This is a genomic window from Rhodophyticola sp. (genome assembly GCF_965284195.1).
In the GTDB taxonomy this organism is placed as follows: Bacteria; Pseudomonadota; Alphaproteobacteria; order Rhodobacterales; family Rhodobacteraceae; genus Rhodophyticola.
On sequence record NZ_CBDIRM010000001.1, the window covers coordinates 885,204 to 901,993 of the forward strand.

A 16,790-nucleotide genomic window follows, 5' to 3' on the forward strand; every position below is an offset into this window, starting at 1 on the left:
GGATAAGAGACATGGACAATATTGCCGGTACCAAATCCTCGCTCACCTGGGCCGTGAACATCTCGGTCGTGTTCCTCGTGGTCCTCTGGCTGATCCCGACAATCGGGCTACTGGTCTCCTCGTTCCGCGACCGGGACCAGATCTCCGTTTCTGCCTGGTGGCAGGCGCCGCTGCCGGTTGAACAGGCCTACCGCCTGCGCGCCGAGGGCGACATCACCCGGACCGGCGATCTCTGGGTGATCGAGGGCAATGTCTTCGCCGCCTCCGAGATGGCGGAGGCCTTCCCCGAAGGCACAGATCACCCGCCGATTTCGGCCTTCGGGACGACCGGGCGCGATCCGGGCGCCTATGCGGCCGGCGAAGAGGTGCCCAACCGCGATGGCGGGACGCTGGTGATCAACGAAGACGGATCCTATGTCTTCACCACCAACGAAGACCCGAGCGAGCGTCCGCCGCGGCTTTACGTCATGGCCGAAACCCCGCCGGAATTCACCACCGCCAATTACGATACGGTTCTGGGCGGGGATGGCATGGGGCAGGCCTTCATCAACACGCTGACGGTGACCATTCCGGCCACGGTCATCCCGATCCTGATCGCGGCCTTCGCGGCCTACGCCCTTGCCTGGATGGATTTCCCCGGTCGCGGACTGCTGATCGCCGCGGTCGTGGGGCTGCTCGTCGTGCCGCTGCAACTGGCGCTTGTGCCGCTGCTCAGCCTGCATCAGCAGATCGGCATTGGGCAAAGCTTTGTCGGCATCTGGCTTGCCCATACCGGATTCGGCCTGCCGCTCGCGATCTATCTTCTGCGAAACTACATGGTCGGCCTGCCGCGCGATATCATCGAAAGCGCCAAGGTCGACGGGGCGACGGATTTCCAGATTTTCACCAAGATCATCCTTCCGCTCAGCTTCCCCGCTCTGGCCAGTTTCGCGATCTTCCAGTTCCTGTGGACCTGGAACGACCTTCTGGTCGCCAAGGTGTTCCTGCCCTCCAGCGATGAAAGCTGGGTGATGACGGTGCGGATCGCCGATGACCTTCTGGGGTCCCGCGGCGGCGACTGGGGCATTCTTGCGGCGGCGGCTTTCGTCTCCATCGCGGTGCCGCTTCTGGTTTTCTTTTCGATGCAACGGTATCTGGTGCGCGGTCTTCTGGCCGGCTCCGTCAAGTAAAGGTCTGAACCACTGATGAACCTGATGCAGGATCTCGCGCCGCAAAAAGTGATGGCGCATGACAAGGACTGGTGGCGCGGCGCGGTGATCTATCAGATCTACCCCCGCAGCTTTCAGGACTCCAACCATGATGGCATCGGCGATCTGGCCGGCATCATCCACCGGCTGCCGCATATTGCCGAGCTTGGGGTGGATGCGATCTGGATCAGTCCGTTCTTCCGCTCCCCGATGCTGGATTTCGGATATGATGTCAGCGATTACCGCGACGTGGATCCGATGTTCGGCTCCCTTGGAGATTTCGATGCGCTGATCGGCCGGGCCCATGACCTGGGCCTGAAGGTTCTGATCGATCTCGTTCTCAGCCACACCTCGAACCAGCACGCCTGGTTCCAGGAAAGTCAGACCAGCCGCGAGAATGCGAGAACCGACTGGTATGTCTGGGCCGATGCCAAGCCCGACGGCTCGCCCCCGAACAACTGGCTGTCGATCTTCGGCGGCTCGGCCTGGGAATGGTCGGGCGACCGGATGCAATACTATCTGCACAATTTCCTGAAAGAGCAGCCCGATCTGAACATGCACAACCCCGCCGTGCAACAGGAGATGCTGGACGTGGCCCGGTTCTGGCTGGATCGCGGGGTGGATGGTTTCCGGCTTGATACGATCAATTTCTACTTCCACGACCAGCAGTTGCGCGACAACCCCCCGCTGGCACCGGAGAGCCGCAACTCGACCATCGCGCCCGAGGTGAACCCGTATAACTGGCAGGATCACATCTATGACAAGAACCAGCCGGAGAACCTGAATTTCCTGCGCCGTCTGCGCGCGCTGCTGGATGAATACCCCGCCGCCGCCGCGGTGGGCGAGGTGGGGGACGGCCAATACGGGCTGGAGCTTCAGGCCGAATACACATCCGGCGGCGACAAGATCCACATGTGCTACAGTTTCGAGTTCCTCTCGGGGATCGCGCCCACGCCCGAACGCGTGGGCAAGGTGATCACCGATTACGAGACCGCCATCGGCGATGGCTGGGCCTGTTGGGCGTTTTCCAATCACGACGTGATGCGCCACCCCTCGCGCTGGAACCTGGGCGAGGAGGCGCGCCGCGTCTACGCGGCCCTGCTTCTGTGCCTGCGCGGGTCGGTTTGTCTCTATCAGGGCGAAGAGCTTGGCCTGACCGAGGCCTATGTTTCCTACGAGGATCTGCAGGATCCCTATGGCATCCGCTTCTGGCCCAAGTTCAAGGGACGCGACGGTTGCCGGACGCCGATGCCGTGGGTCAGCGACAATCAGAATGGCGGATTTTCCGATGCGAAACCCTGGCTGCCGATGGCGGTCGAACATCTGAGCCGGTCGGTTGCCAATCAGGGCCGGGAGCCCGACAGCACGATGGCGTTCTACCGGTCGATGATCCGGTTCCGCCGCTCCTATCCGGCGCTGTCCAAGGGGTCGTTCGCCATGGTTCAGGCCGATGGCGGGATCGTGTCATTCATTCGCGAACAGGACGGGTTGCGGATTTTCTGCGCCTTCAACCTGACCAACATGGCCCAGCCCGCGACATTGCCCGAAGGCGACTGGCGCGAAGACAAGGGCGCGCCCTTCACCGCGATCGCAAATACCGAGGGGGAGGTGACGCTGCCGCCCTATCAAGCCTATTTCGGCGTTCAGGATGCTGCGACCTGACGGCCGCAAAACGAAGACAAGAGGGAGGAAAAACCAATGGCCGAGCTGAAGATGACAGATGTCGCCAAAGCCTATGGCGATGTTCGGGTGCTCAGTGACATCAACCTGGACATCGAGCAGGGGGAGCTGATCGTCTTTGTCGGTCCGTCCGGCTGTGGCAAGTCCACGCTTCTGCGCATGGTCGCGGGGCTGGAAAAGATCACCGAAGGCACGCTGGAAATCGACGGGCAGGTGGTCAACGACGTACCGCCATCCGAACGCGGCATCGCCATGGTGTTCCAGTCCTACGCGCTTTACCCGCACATGACCGTGCGCGACAACATGGCCTTCGCCCTGAAAATCGCGGGCAAGACCAAGGATGAGATCGACGAGGCGGTGAAGGCGGCGGCCGACAAGCTGCAACTCACCCAGTTCCTGGACCGTCTGCCAAAGGCGCTTTCGGGTGGGCAGCGCCAGCGGGTCGCCATCGGGCGCTCCATCGTGCGCGACCCCAAGGTCTATCTCTTCGACGAGCCGCTTTCCAATCTGGATGCGGCCCTGCGCGTTGCCACCCGGCTGGAGATCGCGCAGCTGAAGGAGCAGATGCCCGACAGCACGATGATCTACGTGACCCACGATCAGGTGGAGGCGATGACCCTCGCCACGCGGATCGTGGTTCTGGCGGGCGGCGGTGTCGCGCAGGTCGGCTCGCCGCTGCAGCTCTACGAGAAGCCGAACAGCGAATTCGTGGCCCAGTTCATCGGGTCGCCCGCCATGAACCTTCTGGGTGGTGAAATCGTCGGGACGGGCGAGATCACGACCCTGAAACTGAACGAAGGTGGCGGGACGATCACCTCTCACTATCCGTCCAAACCGGAAGACATGGGCGCGAAGGTGAATGTGGGAATCCGGCCGGAAGACATGGTCGCCACCGACGGCACCGATTTCGCCTATCACGGAACCGTTGAGATCACCGAGGCTCTGGGGGAGGTGACGCTGCTCTATTTCGAGAAATCCGCGCCGGAGCATGACCCGGTCATCGGCAAGTTGCAGGGCATCCACTCCAATGTCCGCCGCACGGATGTGAAACTGACGGCCGATCCGGCCAAGGTGCATGTGTTCAAGGACGGCATCTCGCTTCACTACCGCGACCAGCCGGTTTTCCTGCCCGGTGTGCAGCCGCATTGAGGTTGATGTTTTCGTGTCGCTATCAGCGCTAACTGCTCGAAATTGATAGATTTCTCTCGACAGGTATCGTTTCGGTGTGAACACTCTTGCCGGGGAGCGCGTGCAAGAGGGGTGGCTGTCTATGCCAAAAAGCGCAATAGGCTACGTGGAAACGGCGAGAGCCGACACGGACCGGATTTCCGGTGTATCCGTGGTCGTGCCGATTTATAACGAGATCGACAATATCGTTCCGCTGCATACCGAATTAACGGCGGCCCTGTCGGACATCGGCAAACCCTACGAGATCATTCTCGTAGATGACGGCTCCACGGATGGCAGCTCTGCCGCATTGGCCGATCTGACCGATCGGGACAGCCACGTTCGTGTTGTGGAGTTTCGGCGGAATTTCGGCCAGACGGCCGCGATGAAGGCGGGGGTCGATCACGCCCGGATGGATGCTGTCGTGACGATCGATGGTGATTTGCAGAACGATCCGAGTGATATCGCAGCAATGATTGTGAAGCTTGAGGAGGGCTATGACCTCGTCCATGGCTGGCGGCGGGATCGGCAGGATGCGCTGATCACGCGCAAGCTTCCGTCGCGTATCGCCAACAGGCTGATTTCTTGGTCTACCGGCTTTCCGATCCACGATCTGGGCTGCACACTCAAGGCCATTCGCCGTGATGTGATGGTCGAGATTGAGCTTTATGGAGAAATGCACCGCTTCATCCCGATCCTTCTGCATCAAAGGGGTGCGCGCTGCATCGAAATGGTAACCAATCACCGACCGCGTGTCGCCGGCGTCAGCAAGTATGGCATCGGGCGCACCATCACCGTGCTGCTGGACCTTCTGACTGTGAATTTCCTGTTGTTCAACTCGGCCCATCCCATGCGTACCTTTGGGCTTCTGGGCATGCTCAGCATGGCATTGTCAGTGGTGTCTTTGATTCTGCTCGTTCTGATGAAGGTAATCGGCGGAGTTGACATGACGGGCAACCCTTTCCTGATCCTCTCGGTCATGGCGGGGCTTGCGGGTATCCAGCTTCTTAGTCTCGGCTTGGTTGGCGAGGTTCTGGCACGCGTCTATTTCGGTCAGGATCTGAGGGAAACTTACGCCGTGCGTCGGGTGATTGAGCGGGCGAGTGGCGTATCTCATGGCGGTTGAATCAAACTTTTCTGCGGCGGTGGATCATAAGCGGTCTGTCGATTGGATAATCTTGGCCCTGATAGTTGTGCTGGCCGGGTGCCTGAGAGGTTGGTATGTGCCTCAGCCGCTGGTTGATGTGTTTAGCTGGCGTCAGGCCTCGACCGCTATGATCGCGGACAACTTCCGCCTCGGTAGCTGGAACATTTTTTTCCCCGAGGTAAGCTGGACCGGCCCCGGGCCCAGCTATCAGGGCCGAGAGTTCCAGCTCTTCACTTACATCGTTGCAATCCTGCACGCGGTTTTTGGTTGGCATGACTGGATTGGCCGGCTTGTGGCGACTTTGTTTGGGCTGGTTACAGTCTTCTCGGTGCATCGGCTTGCCGCGTTGATCTGGGATGAGCGACACGCGCATGCCGTTGCATTCAGCTACGCGGTGATGCCGGCGGCAATCATTATTGACAGTTCATTTCTGCCAGATCCGGCGATGCTTGCTCTGATAACGCTTGGTCTTTGGTTGTTCGTACGGCATTGGATCTATGGAGGGTGGCGCGACCTGCTTCTTGGCGCGTCCGCTTTCACGCTTGGGGCGTTGACAAAGCTGCCCGGGCTTGGTGCTGGTTTGGTCGTCGCCTGGTTGATAGTGGTCTGGCTCGCTCGCGGGGAGATCCGTCCTGCGATACGGGCCGCCATCGCGGCTATCGCCGGGATGATCTTGGTTTTCAGCTACTATGCTTGGGCGGTGCATCTAGGTAACAGTTACCCCCCCTATCACGTAGCCGGCGACGGGTACGTCTGGGACTGGGGATTGTCCAGGTTCTGGGAAGAACGATTCTTTATTGATGATTTGTGGGGCATGTGGGTCTGGTGGTACTTCGGATACGTCATCATGGCTATGATTGCGTTGGGCTTTTGGACGATCCCTCCATTGTTCGAGGGGCGGGATGGCGCGCTAGTGGCGGTGCCGCTCGTCTGGTTGGTAGGCGGTATTCTCGTGTACCTTGCCGGGGCAAGAGAAATCTCGAACAACCCTTGGAACCTGCATGTGCTGCATGTCCCCGCAGCTTTCTTATGCGGTCGTGGAATTATAGCTCTGACGCAGTCCAATCGCGTCAAGTCGAGCAGTGTTGGGGATCGTTTCCGGCTTTTTGTCATTCTTTCCGTAATGCTTACCGCGGGTACTTTCGCAGTCGTTCCCAACTTGAAGAAATCGGAAAACGAGAATGCACTGTACTTGGGTCGGTCGCTGGATCGCTTGGCGGAGCCCGATGATCTGGTTATAGCAATAAGTCCGCAAGTCGGCGATCCCGTTGCGATCTACTATAGCCGTCGCCGGGGATGGGTTTTTCCGCCCGGTGGCGGTGATACGGATTGGGCAAGTTTCGTCGATGATGACAACACGGCTATCACGCAGTTAGAGGATCTGCGCCACCAAGGCGCGCGTTGGTTCGGCGTTACTTGGAACGCGCGCGATAGCGAAGATCGGTCATTCTTTGTCCATCACGCAGGTATCATTGAACATCTGGAAGCGACGGGAACAAGGGTTGACGCTACCGAAACCCACGTGATCTATCGATTGGATCCGCCATCCTAGGGATTGCCGTCAAGGCTTGGGCGATGGATTAGCCAAAGATTGCGCAGATAGACTGCCAAGCCCATCGCCTGGCCCAGAATGAACACGGGATCCCAACGATAGATCGCGTAGGCCAGCATGAGCAACCCACCGAAAACGGAAAAGTACCAGAAAGACAGGGGGATCACAGATTGGCCTGCCCGCTCCGAATGCCACCATTGGATGATGAAACGTGCGCCGAACATCATCTGTGCGAACAAGCCCAAAATCACCCACGCCAGTTCAGTCGGGGTTTCAACATTGAAAAGCGTCAGCAGGTTCATCGCGGCGGATCCCTTCGGGCTGTTTTGGTCGTGAGGCCGGTCTTAGCAGCATGGGCGAATGGTGCCGATCTTACAATCTGCTCGCCAATTGACCCGGTGATCGAAGAAGGTTAATTGAACATCTGTTCAATTCGACAGAAGAAGGACCGCGAAGATGGAGATTTCAACGGCCAAGGCCATCGTCACCGGCGGGGCGTCCGGGCTAGGGGAGGCCTGCGTGCGTCATCTTGCCGGGCAGGGCGCGCAGGTGACAATCTTCGATCTGGAGGCCGCGCGCGGGTCCGCCGTGGCGGACGAGCTTTCCGGGGTTCGCTTTGCCGAGGTCGATGTGACCGAAGACGCCGCAACCGCCAGCGCGGTGGCGGAGGCTGCCGAGGCGATGGGGGGGCTTACCGCCGTCATCAACTGCGCCGGCATCGCCACGGGGGCCAAGACGGTGGGGCGCGACGGGCCGCACCCGTTGGACCGGTTTCAGCGCACGATCGACATCAACCTTGTCGGGGCCTTCAATGTTCTGCGTCTGGCGGCGGCGGAAATGGCCAGGAATACCCCCAATGACGATGGCGAGCGGGGGGTGATCGTCAACACTGCCTCGGTCGCGGCTTTCGAAGGGCAGAAAGGGCAGGCGGCCTATGCGGCCTCCAAGGCGGGTGTCGCGGGGATGTCCCTGCCGGTTGCCCGCGATCTGGCCGCGCTTGGTATCCGCTGCTGCGCGATTGCGCCGGGCATATTCCACACTCCGATGCTGGAAGGTTTGGGGCAGGACATCATGGATGGTCTCGCCGCCGACGTGATCTTTCCCAAGCGGCTGGGAAGGCCCGAGGAATTCGCCCGGCTGGCGGCGTTCATCCTGACCTGCCCCTATCTGAACGGCGAGACGATCCGCCTTGACGGGGCGCTGCGCATGCCAGCCTGAACGCAGACAGGTTACGAAAAAATGCAGGATCGTGATTTTTTGCAACCCGTTCCGGCGGCTGGCCTTCGAGATCGCCCAAAGCGGGGGCGCAGATTTCTGGCGCGGCCCCTCTGGAATTGTTAGCGCTAACAGGTTAGAGTGCCTCAAGCCGATGCCAGGAGACACCCATGCCCCTCGACGCCCGTATTGCCGATATCACCGCCCGCATTCAGGACCGTTCCCGCAAGACGCGCAGCATCTACATGGAGCGCATGCGTCGCGCCGCAGAGGATGGCCCGCGCCGGGCGCATCTGAGTTGCGGCAACCAGGCCCATGCCTATGCCGCGATGGGCGCCGACAAGGACGCGCTGGTGGATGCGAGAGTGCCCAATCTGGGGATCGTGACCGCCTATAACGACATGCTAAGCGCCCACCAGCCTTTCGAGACCTATCCGCAGAAGATCAAGGATGCCGCGCGCGCCGCAGGCGCGACCGCGCAGGTGGCCGGCGGCGTACCGGCGATGTGCGACGGGGTCACCCAGGGACAGGTTGGCATGGAGCTGAGCCTGTTTTCCCGCGACGTGATCGCGCTCGCCACGGGTGTGGCGCTGTCGCACAACACGTTCGATGCGGCGGTCTATCTGGGTGTCTGCGACAAGATCGTTCCCGGTCTGGTCATCGCGGCGGCCACTTTCGGCTATCTGCCGGGTATCTTCATTCCTGCCGGGCCGATGGTCTCCGGCCTGCCCAACGATGAAAAATCCAGGGTTCGCCAGCAGTTTGCCGCGGGCGAGGTGGGGCGTGACGTGCTCATGAAAGCCGAGATGGACAGCTATCACGGCCCCGGAACCTGCACCTTTTACGGCACGGCCAATTCCAATCAGATGCTGATGGAATTCATGGGGCTGCACCTGCCGGGCGCCAGTTTCGTCAACCCCGGCACGCCGCTGCGCGAGGCGCTGACCGCGGCGGCGGCGGAGCGGGCCGTCTCGATCACAGGGCTGGGCAACGACTATCGCCCGGTTTGCGATATTCTGGACGAAAGGGCCTTCGTGAACGGCATTGTGGGCCTGATGGCGACGGGCGGGTCCACAAATCTGGTGATCCATCTGGTGGCGATGGCGCGGGCGGCGGGCGTGATCCTTGACTGTTCCGATTTCGCCGAGATTTCCGCGGTCACTCCGTTGATGGCGCGGGTCTATCCCAACGGTCTGGCGGATGTGAACCATTTCCATGCCGCCGGCGGGCTTGGCTACATGATCGGCGAGTTGCTGGAGGCGGGCCTGCTGCATCCCGATACCGAAACGGTGGCGGGCACGGGCCTGCATCGCTATGCGCAGGAGCCGAAGCTGAAGGACGGCGTGCTGGTCTATGAGGACGGCGCGGGGGAGAGCCTCAACACGAAGATTCTTCGCCCGGCAACCGACCCGTTCCAGCGGACCGGCGGGCTGGCCGAACTGCGCGGTAATCTGGGCCGGGGGATCATGAAAGTCTCCGCCGTTGCGCCCGAGCGCCATGTGATCGAGGCGCCGGCGGCGATTTTCGAGAGTCAGGCCGACGTCAAGAAAGCCTTTCAGAACAACGAACTCAATCGCGATGTTATCGTGGTTGTCCGGTTTCAGGGTCCGAAGTCGAACGGGATGCCCGAACTGCACGCGCTGACACCGGTTCTTGCGGTGCTGCAGGATCGGGGCCACAAGGTTGCGCTGGTCACCGACGGGCGGATGTCCGGGGCGTCGGGCAAGGTGCCGTCGGCCATTCATGTGGCCCCCGAGGCGCTGGACGGAGGGCTGATCGGCAAGCTTGAGGATGGCGATATCATCCGGGTCGATGCCACAAGGGGCGTGCTGGAGGTTCTGACCGAGGGCGTCGAGGACCGCGCCCCCGCGACGCCGGATCTGTCGGCCAATTCCCATGGCATCGGGCGGGAAATGTTCGAGATCTTTCGCCGGACGGCCGGTTCCGCCGCCGATGGCGCGGGCGTGGTTGTCTAGGCGCCGCGGCCTGCGTATCCCTGTGGCAGGCTTCCGGTTTCGTCGGAGCCACCCCCCGAGTGAAAAGGACGACAGGATGACCCCTTTGCAGGCCAGCCAGACCACCCGCAAGATCTGCCAGATGGCGCCGATCGTCCCGGTCCTCGTGGTGGAGGACGCAGCCCATGCGCGCCCGCTGGCCGAGGCGCTGGTGGCCGGGGGTCTGCCCGCGCTGGAGGTGACGTTGCGAACCCCCGCCGCGCTGGAGGTCATCGCGGAAATGGCCCGGGTGCCGGGCGGCGTCGTAGGGGCGGGCACGTTGCTGACCCCCGCGGATGTCGGGGCGGCCAAGGATGCGGGTGCGCAGTTCGGCGTGTCCCCGGGGGTGACCGACCGGCTTCTGGCCGCCTGTGAGGACGCCGATCTGCCGCTTCTGCCCGGCGCGGCCACCGCCTCCGAGGTGATGGCGCTTTTCGAGCGGGGCTATGACATGCTGAAATTCTTTCCCGCCGAGGCTTCGGGCGGGGCGCCTGCGCTGAAAGCCATCGGCGCGCCGATCCCGCAGGTTTCCTTCTGCCCCACCGGCGGGGTGTCGCCCGGCAATGCGGCGGAGTATCTGGCCCTGCCGAACGTGCTTTGCGCGGGAGGAAGCTGGGTCGCGCCCGCCGATGCGGTTGCAGGCGGGGACTGGGCGCGGATCACCGCCCTTGCGGCCGAGGCGGCCGCTCTCGGCTGAGACTTGCCAAAATCCCCGCGCGCGGGCGGCGGGTGATTGCCAGATCGCAGATTCTGACGATCTGGTTCAAAGAAATGATCGAAATGTGCATCGTAACGGGCCGCGGATATCCCCAAGTTCTGCCGTATCGCGCAAGACATCAAAAAAGGAGTCGCCCGATGCGAAAACGACATATCTTTGCTTTGCCCATGGCCTTTGTCGTGGCCGCCGGAACAGGCCCGGCACTGGCAGGCAACCTTGACCCGGCGCCGATGGAACAGCCTGTGGTTGTTGCACAGCCTGCGCCGGTTTTTGCCGGCAATGACTGGACCGGTTTCTATCTCGGTGGACAGCTCGGCTTTGGTGACGTCGGCACCGGCGGAGCGGCCAACGTGGATGGCGATGGCGGGTTTGCCGGTATTCACGGCGGCTATATGTGGGATTTCGGGAACACCGTGATCGGTGCCGAAATCGACTATGATTTCTCGGAGATGGAACTGGACGCAGGCGCCGGCACGATTGACGAGGTCGGCCGGCTGAAACTGCGTGCCGGTTGGGACGCGGGCAACACGCTTATCTACGGCACCGTGGGTGCGGCCAATGCGGCAGCCAATATCGGTGGCGTCGATTATGACGACACCGGCTGGCTGGCGGGCGCGGGCCTTGCCTATGATCTGGGCAACAGCTGGCTGGTCGGCGGCGAGATCCTGTATCACGAGTTCGAAGATTTCGACTCCACCGGCATCGACGTGGACGTGACCACGATCAGCGCGCGGGTGTCCTACCGGTTCTGATCCGATCCGCACTTAATGAAACAAGGGGCGGGCCGCGAATGTGCGGTCCGCCCTTTTTGGTGGTATCGTCTCAGTCCTCTCCGCGCAGCAGCACGTCGACCCTGTCGCTGGAAATCCCCCGGATCAGGGGCGTGAAATCGCCATGATCGAACATGGCCTCCGCGGCATCATGGATCACCCGGTGCGTGACCCGTGCAAGAGCGGACCCAAGCGAGATGCGCGCCACCCCCGCGGCGGCATAATCGGCCCGGGGAATTCCGGCGAACCGGCCCGCGGCCAGGGCGTTGACGGGCACCGGGCTTGCCGCACAGAGCCGGGCGATATCGGACAGATCGGGCGGCATCGGCGTATAGACGCAATCGGCCCCGGCCTCGGCATAGGCCAGGCAGCGGCGCAGCGCCTCTTCCATATCGTATTGCCCGGTCATGACCCCGTCGGCCCGTGCGCACAGCACGAAATCCCGGGCCGACGCACGGGCGGCCGCAGACGCGGCCCGGATCCTGTCCACCGCGTCCGGAAAGGCATAGGGCTTGCCCGAGGGGAAGGCCGTATCCTCGATGGAGATGCCCGCAAGCCCTGCCTCGACCGAGAGCCGCACCGTTTCGGCGCAGTCCTCGGGGCCATCGCCGAAGCCGTTCTCGAAATCGCCCGATACGGGCAGGGGCGTGGCCGCGACCAGATCCACGGCGTGGGCCAGCGCCTCGTCACGGGTGAGCGTGCCGCCATCGGGGCGGCCAAGGGTGAAGGCATGGGCGGCCGAGGATGTGCCGATAGCCTGTGCGCCAAGGCCGGCCAGCATCCGGGCGCTGCCCGCATCCCACGCATTGGCGAGGATGAACGGATTGCCGGGTTGATGAAGCGCGCGAAAGGCGCGTCCGGGGTCGTGACGGCTCATGTCGATGTCCTTTTCTGATCTTCATATTGTCGTTCGAGTGTCAGCAGGTGATCCTTGCGCCAGAGTCCGCCGCCATAGCCGGTCAGGCCCCCGTCGGCCCCGGTGATCCGGTGGCAGGGCACCAGAATGGCAAGGGTGTTGGCGCCGTTGGCGCGGGCGACGGCGCGCACCGCATCGGGGCGGCCGAGCGCTTCGGCAAGCTGGCCATAGCTGCGCCGTTCACCCGCCGGGATGCGTTGCAGCTCGGCCCAGACCGATTGCTGAAAGGCGCTGCCCGGTTGCCGAAGCGGCAGGTCGAACCGGGCGGAACCGCCGCTGAAATAGAGGTGCAGCGCGCGCTCCAGCCGGTCGATCAGATCGGTCCTGCCAAAGCCAAGCCTGCCGTGGCTGTCCAACAGAAGCCGGTGCAGCGCGGCGGGCAGGGCCTTGCGGTCGAAGAACTCCAGCAGATGGAGCGCGTGGCGGCTGGCCACGGCGATCATCAGGCCGATGGGGGTGGCGATCCAGTCGGCGGTCAACTCGGCGGATTTGAGCAACTGGCCGGGCGGTAGCCCCAGAAGCCGGATCACGGCCTGACGGAACGCATCGGGGGAGGAGAAGCCCGCATCGATCTGCGCGTCGATCACCCGGCCGCCCGCGGCCAATGTGGTGAACCCGGCCGCCAGACGGCGGTGCCGCGCCATTTCCAGAAAGCTCAGCCCGAAGGCCCGCTTGAAGGCGCGCCGCGCGGTGGACGGCTCGATCTTCATGGCGATGATGTCGACCTCCGACCAGCGGCGGGACGGCTCGGCCTCCAGCGCGGCCAGAAGCCGCGTCACCATCGGGTCGCCATGGGCCAGCGGATCGCAGCGCTTGCAGGGGCGAAAGCCCGCGCCGATGGAGGCGGCAGCACTGTCGAAAAAGCGGCAATTCGCGCGGTTCGGTTTGCGGGCTGGGCAGCTCAGGCGGCAAAAGATCCCTGTCGTCGTGACGCCGACAAAGACCTGCCCGTCATAGGCCGGATCACGTGCCAGAAGGGCGGTATAGAGCGTGTCAGAATCGGGTGTGGTCATCAGCATGGGGGCAGAGTAGCGCGCTTGCCGCGGCCGGTGAGCCGGAAATCGGGCGTCTATTCCGCACCGCGCCGGGCCGCGCAAAGATTGGCGAACCGGATCAGCCGGCTCGCGGCCTCCCCGAACTGGTCATCGGGCAGGGTCAGCGCCACACGTATATGGCCCGCCGCGGCGGCACCGAAGCTTTCGCCGGGCATCACGGCGATCTTTTCGGCCTCCAGAAGCCGCGCGGCAAACTCCTCGCCGCTGAGCCCGGTCGAGCGGATATCGAGCATGGTGTACATGGCCCCCTGCGCGGGGACCGCGCGCACCGCCTGCTGCCCCGCCAGAAGGGTCAGGATGATCTCGCGGCGGCGCAGGAAGGGGGCGGCGATCCCGGCCTCGAACTCCACGCCGAGGCCAAGGGCATGAAGGCCCGCGTCCTGAATGTAGCCGGGCACGCCATAGGTGGTGTGGGTGGCAAGCGTGATCATATGGGCGATGACCTCCGAAGGCCCCACGACCCAGCCAAGGCGCGACCCGGTCATCGCATGGCTTTTGGAGAGCGAGCCCACCACAAGGGTGCGCGCGGCCATGCCGGGCAAGGCGCGCGGAGAGATATGGGCGCCCTGCCAGACCTGGGTGTCGTAAACCTCGTCCGAGATCAGCCAGAGCCCGTGCTCGCATGCGACCCGCGCGATGCCCGCAAGCGTCTCCGGCGTGTAGACGACGCCCGTGGGGTTGTTGGGCGAGTTGATCAGCAGGGATTTGGCCCCGGGTGCCGCCGCGGCAAGGGCGGTCTCGCGCGGCTGGAACCCGTCCTCCGGCGCGGCCTGAACCGGGACGGGAACCGCGCCGACGCCACGGATCGTTCCGGGATAGGTGGCATAATAGGGATCGATGAGCAGCGCGCGGTCGCCCTCGTCGCAGGCGGCGTGGTGGGCGGCGAAAAGACCGGCCTGTCCGCCCGGCGTGATCAGCACGTTGTCGCGGGAGGTGGGCACCCCGGTCCGTTCGGTGAGCCGCGCGGCCACCGCGTCGCGCAGGGCGGGGATGCCGGGCACGGCGGCGTAGCCCGTATGCCCGCCCCGGGCCGAGGCCGTCATGGCCGCCAGAATGCGCGGATCGGTGGCGATGTCATGCTCCCCGATGGTCAGCTCCAACACCGGCTCGCCCGCGGCCTTCATCGCGCGGGCGCGCAGAAACAGGCCCCAGCCATCATCGCCGGTACCGGTCAGCGTGCGAATGCGGTTGGAGGCTTTCATCGCGCCACCTCATCTGATGCTGCGACCAGATGGACCGGCGGCGCGGAAAAAGGCAAGGGCTGCGCCCGCGATCCCGTTTCAGGCGCCCGCCGCACGCCCGCGTATCGGCGGCGGCGGGGGCAGTTCCGCCTGCCGTTCGCAGGGCAGGCCGCTGCGCACGATCATGTAGCTGTCGGTCAGCCGCCACCGCAACTCTTCGGGCCGGGTGTTCTCCCACAGGAACATCACCCAACCGCCCCGTTTGAGATAGGGCGCCGAGATCGCCTTGCGGGTCTGGATCAGCCGCTGCGCCGTGGCCCCGTCGGCGCATTTGACCGAAACGCCGTTCGCGCCGCGCGTATGGGCGGCAAACATCCGGCCACCGATCTTCCAGACCTGCGTGTCCGGTCCGAACGGTTGTTCGGCAATGGCGCCGGGCAGGGTCGCGCAATGGGTGTCGATCAGACGGGCGAACATGGCGGAAAGGGTAGTTTGCATACAACGGAATGCAAGCGGGCCGGGTCGCGCCGCCGTCGCCGGTCTTGATTTGCGTGACGGGCAGGCGTATGGCTGGGTCATGACCCTGCTGATGACCCCGATTTGCGGCATTTGTATTCCTGTCTGACATTTGTCGGCGGGCCGGTCTTCTTTGTTTCCCTAACACTCCGAAGCTGCTACCCCGCCGGCGCGAGCGCTATGGCGAAAGGCTGTCCGTGATGGTTGAGATCCGTCTGAGAAACACCAAAACCCGCCGGGAGGAACGGTTCACGCCGCTCGATCCGGAAAACGTGCGGATGTATGTCTGCGGGCCTACGGTCTATGACCGGGCGCATCTGGGCAACGCGCGGCCCGTGCTGGTGTTCGACGTGCTCTACCGGCTCCTCAGGCATGTCTATGGCGAGGATCACGTCACTTATGTGCGGAACTTCACCGATGTCGATGACAAGATCAACGCGACCGCGCAGAAGCGCAAGGCGGCGGGCGACCCCCGGAACCTGGAGGAGTTGATCCGCGAGCGGACCGAAGAGACGATCGGCTGGTATCACGAGGATATGGACGCGCTCGGCGCGCTGAGGCCCACGCAGGAGCCGCGGGCCACCGAATGGATCGGCGCGATGATCGCGATGATCGGCGATCTGGTGGCCAGGGGGCATGCCTACGAGGCCGAAGGGCATGTGCTGTTCGCCGTCGAGAGCTATGCCGATTACGGCAAGCTGTCCGGCCGGACGGTGGAGGACATGATCGCCGGCGCCCGGGTGGAGGTCGCGCCCTACAAGAAGAACCCGATGGACTTCGTGCTGTGGAAGCCGTCCACCGACGACCTTCCGGGCTGGGATGGGCCAGTGGTTGATGGCAAGAAAGTTGGCCGTGGCCGCCCCGGCTGGCACATCGAATGCTCGGCCATGGCGCGGGAGTTGCTGGGGGAGAGCTTCGACATCCACGGCGGCGGCATCGATCTGCAATTCCCCCACCACGAGAACGAGATCGCGCAGAGCATGTGCGCCCACCCGGAGGGCGATTTCGCGCGTGTCTGGATGCATAACGAGATGCTGCAGGTCGAAGGCAAGAAGATGTCCAAATCCCTGGGCAACTTCTTCACCGTGCGTGACCTGCTGGATCAGGGGGTGCCGGGCGAGGTGATCCGCTTCGTGATGCTGAGCACGCATTATCGGAAGCCTATGGACTGGACGGTGGAGAAAAGCGTTGACGCACAATCACGCTTATTCGGCTTTGTGGAACTGATCGCAATGTATGGCGATATCGACCAGGCTATCAGGCTCCAACCTGAGCAGGCGATAATAGACGCCCTGGCGGACGATCTGAACACCCATGCCGCGCTAGACGTTCTTAAGAAGATGAATGATTCCTCCAGTGCCAATCGGCTTGCCCGAAATCTCTTATTCTTGGGTTTGTTCAGCGAAGCCGGATTGAAGCGTCGAATAGAGGATTATCGCGCAGGCCTAGAACGCTTGCGTGTCGTCGCCGATTTTTTGCAGCGCGCCCGTGATGAAGCCCAAAAAAATAAAGACTTCGCAGAGGTGGACCGGATCAAGCATATCCTAATGCTCGCGAATGTCAGCGTGATGATGAAGAAAGAAGACGTGGTTCTCAGGCCAGAAATGGACTTCGATCCCTCCAAATTGGAGTCCCTGAAATGACCCCGCAGTCCCGAGCGCACCAGAGGCTTGTGCCCGGCACGCGGGGTGG

The 16,790-nt window shown here is 63.1% G+C and carries 15 protein-coding genes; 10 read left to right on the forward strand and 5 right to left on the reverse strand.

Annotated elements, in window-relative coordinates; all coding sequences use genetic code 11:
- Nucleotides 1–11 precede the first annotated feature (11 nt).
- From ACQ651_RS04460 to ACQ651_RS04480, 5 genes are all read left to right on the forward strand, one after another.
- Entirely contained in the window at nt 12–1,169 is a 1,158-nt protein-coding gene (locus ACQ651_RS04460; protein WP_227285510.1) for a carbohydrate ABC transporter permease, read from the forward strand.
- A 15-nt stretch (nt 1,170–1,184) separates the two neighbouring features.
- Entirely contained in the window at nt 1,185–2,849 is a 1,665-nt protein-coding gene (locus ACQ651_RS04465) for an alpha-glucosidase family protein (RefSeq protein ID WP_430448505.1), read from the forward strand.
- A 36-nt stretch (nt 2,850–2,885) separates the two neighbouring features.
- On the forward strand, nt 2,886–4,016 hold the full coding sequence (locus tag ACQ651_RS04470; RefSeq protein ID WP_227285512.1) for an ABC transporter ATP-binding protein: 1,131 nt from the start codon (nt 2,886–2,888) through the stop codon (nt 4,014–4,016).
- Between the two features lie 121 nt (nt 4,017–4,137).
- On the forward strand, nt 4,138–5,160 hold the full coding sequence (locus ACQ651_RS04475; protein ID WP_430448507.1) for a glycosyltransferase family 2 protein: 1,023 nt from the start codon (nt 4,138–4,140) through the stop codon (nt 5,158–5,160).
- Nucleotides 5,150–6,733 carry a glycosyltransferase family 39 protein gene (locus tag ACQ651_RS04480; RefSeq protein WP_430448509.1) on the forward strand — a complete coding sequence of 528 codons (1,584 nt, stop codon included), beginning with the start codon at nt 5,150–5,152 and terminating at the stop codon, nt 6,731–6,733. Before ACQ651_RS04475 ends, ACQ651_RS04480 begins: the two co-directional genes overlap by 11 nt.
- On the opposite strand, the gene ACQ651_RS04485 is transcribed toward ACQ651_RS04480, so the two are convergent.
- On the reverse strand, nt 6,730–7,035 hold the full coding sequence (locus ACQ651_RS04485; RefSeq protein WP_375552608.1) for a lipid-A-disaccharide synthase N-terminal domain-containing protein: 306 nt from the start codon (nt 7,033–7,035) through the stop codon (nt 6,730–6,732). The two genes, ACQ651_RS04480 and ACQ651_RS04485, sit on opposite strands and share 4 nt — an antisense overlap.
- Nucleotides 7,036–7,189: 154 nt before the next feature.
- On the opposite strand from ACQ651_RS04485, the gene ACQ651_RS04490 reads away from it, so the two are divergent.
- The 4 genes from ACQ651_RS04490 (at nt 7,190) to ACQ651_RS04505 (ending at nt 11,412) form a co-directional block, all read left to right on the forward strand.
- The gene (locus ACQ651_RS04490) at nt 7,190–7,951 is read left to right on the forward strand and encodes an SDR family NAD(P)-dependent oxidoreductase (protein ID WP_430448510.1); all 762 of its coding nucleotides are present in this window, start codon (nt 7,190–7,192) and stop codon (nt 7,949–7,951) included.
- A 167-nt stretch (nt 7,952–8,118) separates the two neighbouring features.
- Nucleotides 8,119–9,924: a phosphogluconate dehydratase gene (edd, locus tag ACQ651_RS04495; RefSeq protein ID WP_227285514.1), complete on the forward strand. Its 1,806-nt coding sequence runs from the start codon at nt 8,119–8,121 to the stop codon at nt 9,922–9,924.
- Between the two features lie 76 nt (nt 9,925–10,000).
- Nucleotides 10,001–10,639 carry a bifunctional 4-hydroxy-2-oxoglutarate aldolase/2-dehydro-3-deoxy-phosphogluconate aldolase gene (gene eda, locus ACQ651_RS04500; protein ID WP_430448512.1) on the forward strand — a complete coding sequence of 213 codons (639 nt, stop codon included), beginning with the start codon at nt 10,001–10,003 and terminating at the stop codon, nt 10,637–10,639.
- Between the two features lie 158 nt (nt 10,640–10,797).
- Nucleotides 10,798–11,412, forward strand: coding sequence for an outer membrane protein (locus tag ACQ651_RS04505; RefSeq protein WP_227285516.1), 615 nt, complete (start codon nt 10,798–10,800; stop codon nt 11,410–11,412).
- 70 nt (nt 11,413–11,482) lie between these two features.
- Here the strand turns inward: ACQ651_RS04505 and ACQ651_RS04510 are convergent, their stop codons facing one another.
- From ACQ651_RS04510 to ACQ651_RS04525, 4 genes are all read right to left on the reverse strand, one after another.
- Entirely contained in the window at nt 11,483–12,307 is an 825-nt protein-coding gene (locus ACQ651_RS04510; protein ID WP_430448513.1) for an isocitrate lyase/PEP mutase family protein, read from the reverse strand.
- Nucleotides 12,304–13,365 (reverse strand): bifunctional transcriptional activator/DNA repair enzyme AdaA, encoded by a 1,062-nt coding sequence (locus tag ACQ651_RS04515; protein ID WP_430448515.1) that lies wholly within the window; start codon nt 13,363–13,365, stop codon nt 12,304–12,306. The genes ACQ651_RS04510 and ACQ651_RS04515 overlap by 4 nt, the downstream gene beginning before the upstream one ends.
- 50 nt (nt 13,366–13,415) lie before the next feature.
- A complete protein-coding gene (locus ACQ651_RS04520; RefSeq protein WP_430448517.1) occupies nt 13,416–14,603 on the reverse strand; it encodes a pyridoxal phosphate-dependent aminotransferase in 1,188 nt (395 codons plus the stop codon).
- Between the two features lie 78 nt (nt 14,604–14,681).
- The gene (locus ACQ651_RS04525; RefSeq protein WP_430448518.1) at nt 14,682–15,080 is read right to left on the reverse strand and encodes an MmcQ/YjbR family DNA-binding protein; all 399 of its coding nucleotides are present in this window, start codon (nt 15,078–15,080) and stop codon (nt 14,682–14,684) included.
- Between the two features lie 218 nt (nt 15,081–15,298).
- Here ACQ651_RS04525 and cysS point away from each other — a divergent pair, with 218 nt between their 5' ends.
- On the forward strand, nt 15,299–16,741 hold the full coding sequence (gene cysS, locus ACQ651_RS04530) for a cysteine--tRNA ligase (protein WP_430448520.1): 1,443 nt from the start codon (nt 15,299–15,301) through the stop codon (nt 16,739–16,741).
- Nucleotides 16,742–16,790 lie beyond the last annotated feature (49 nt).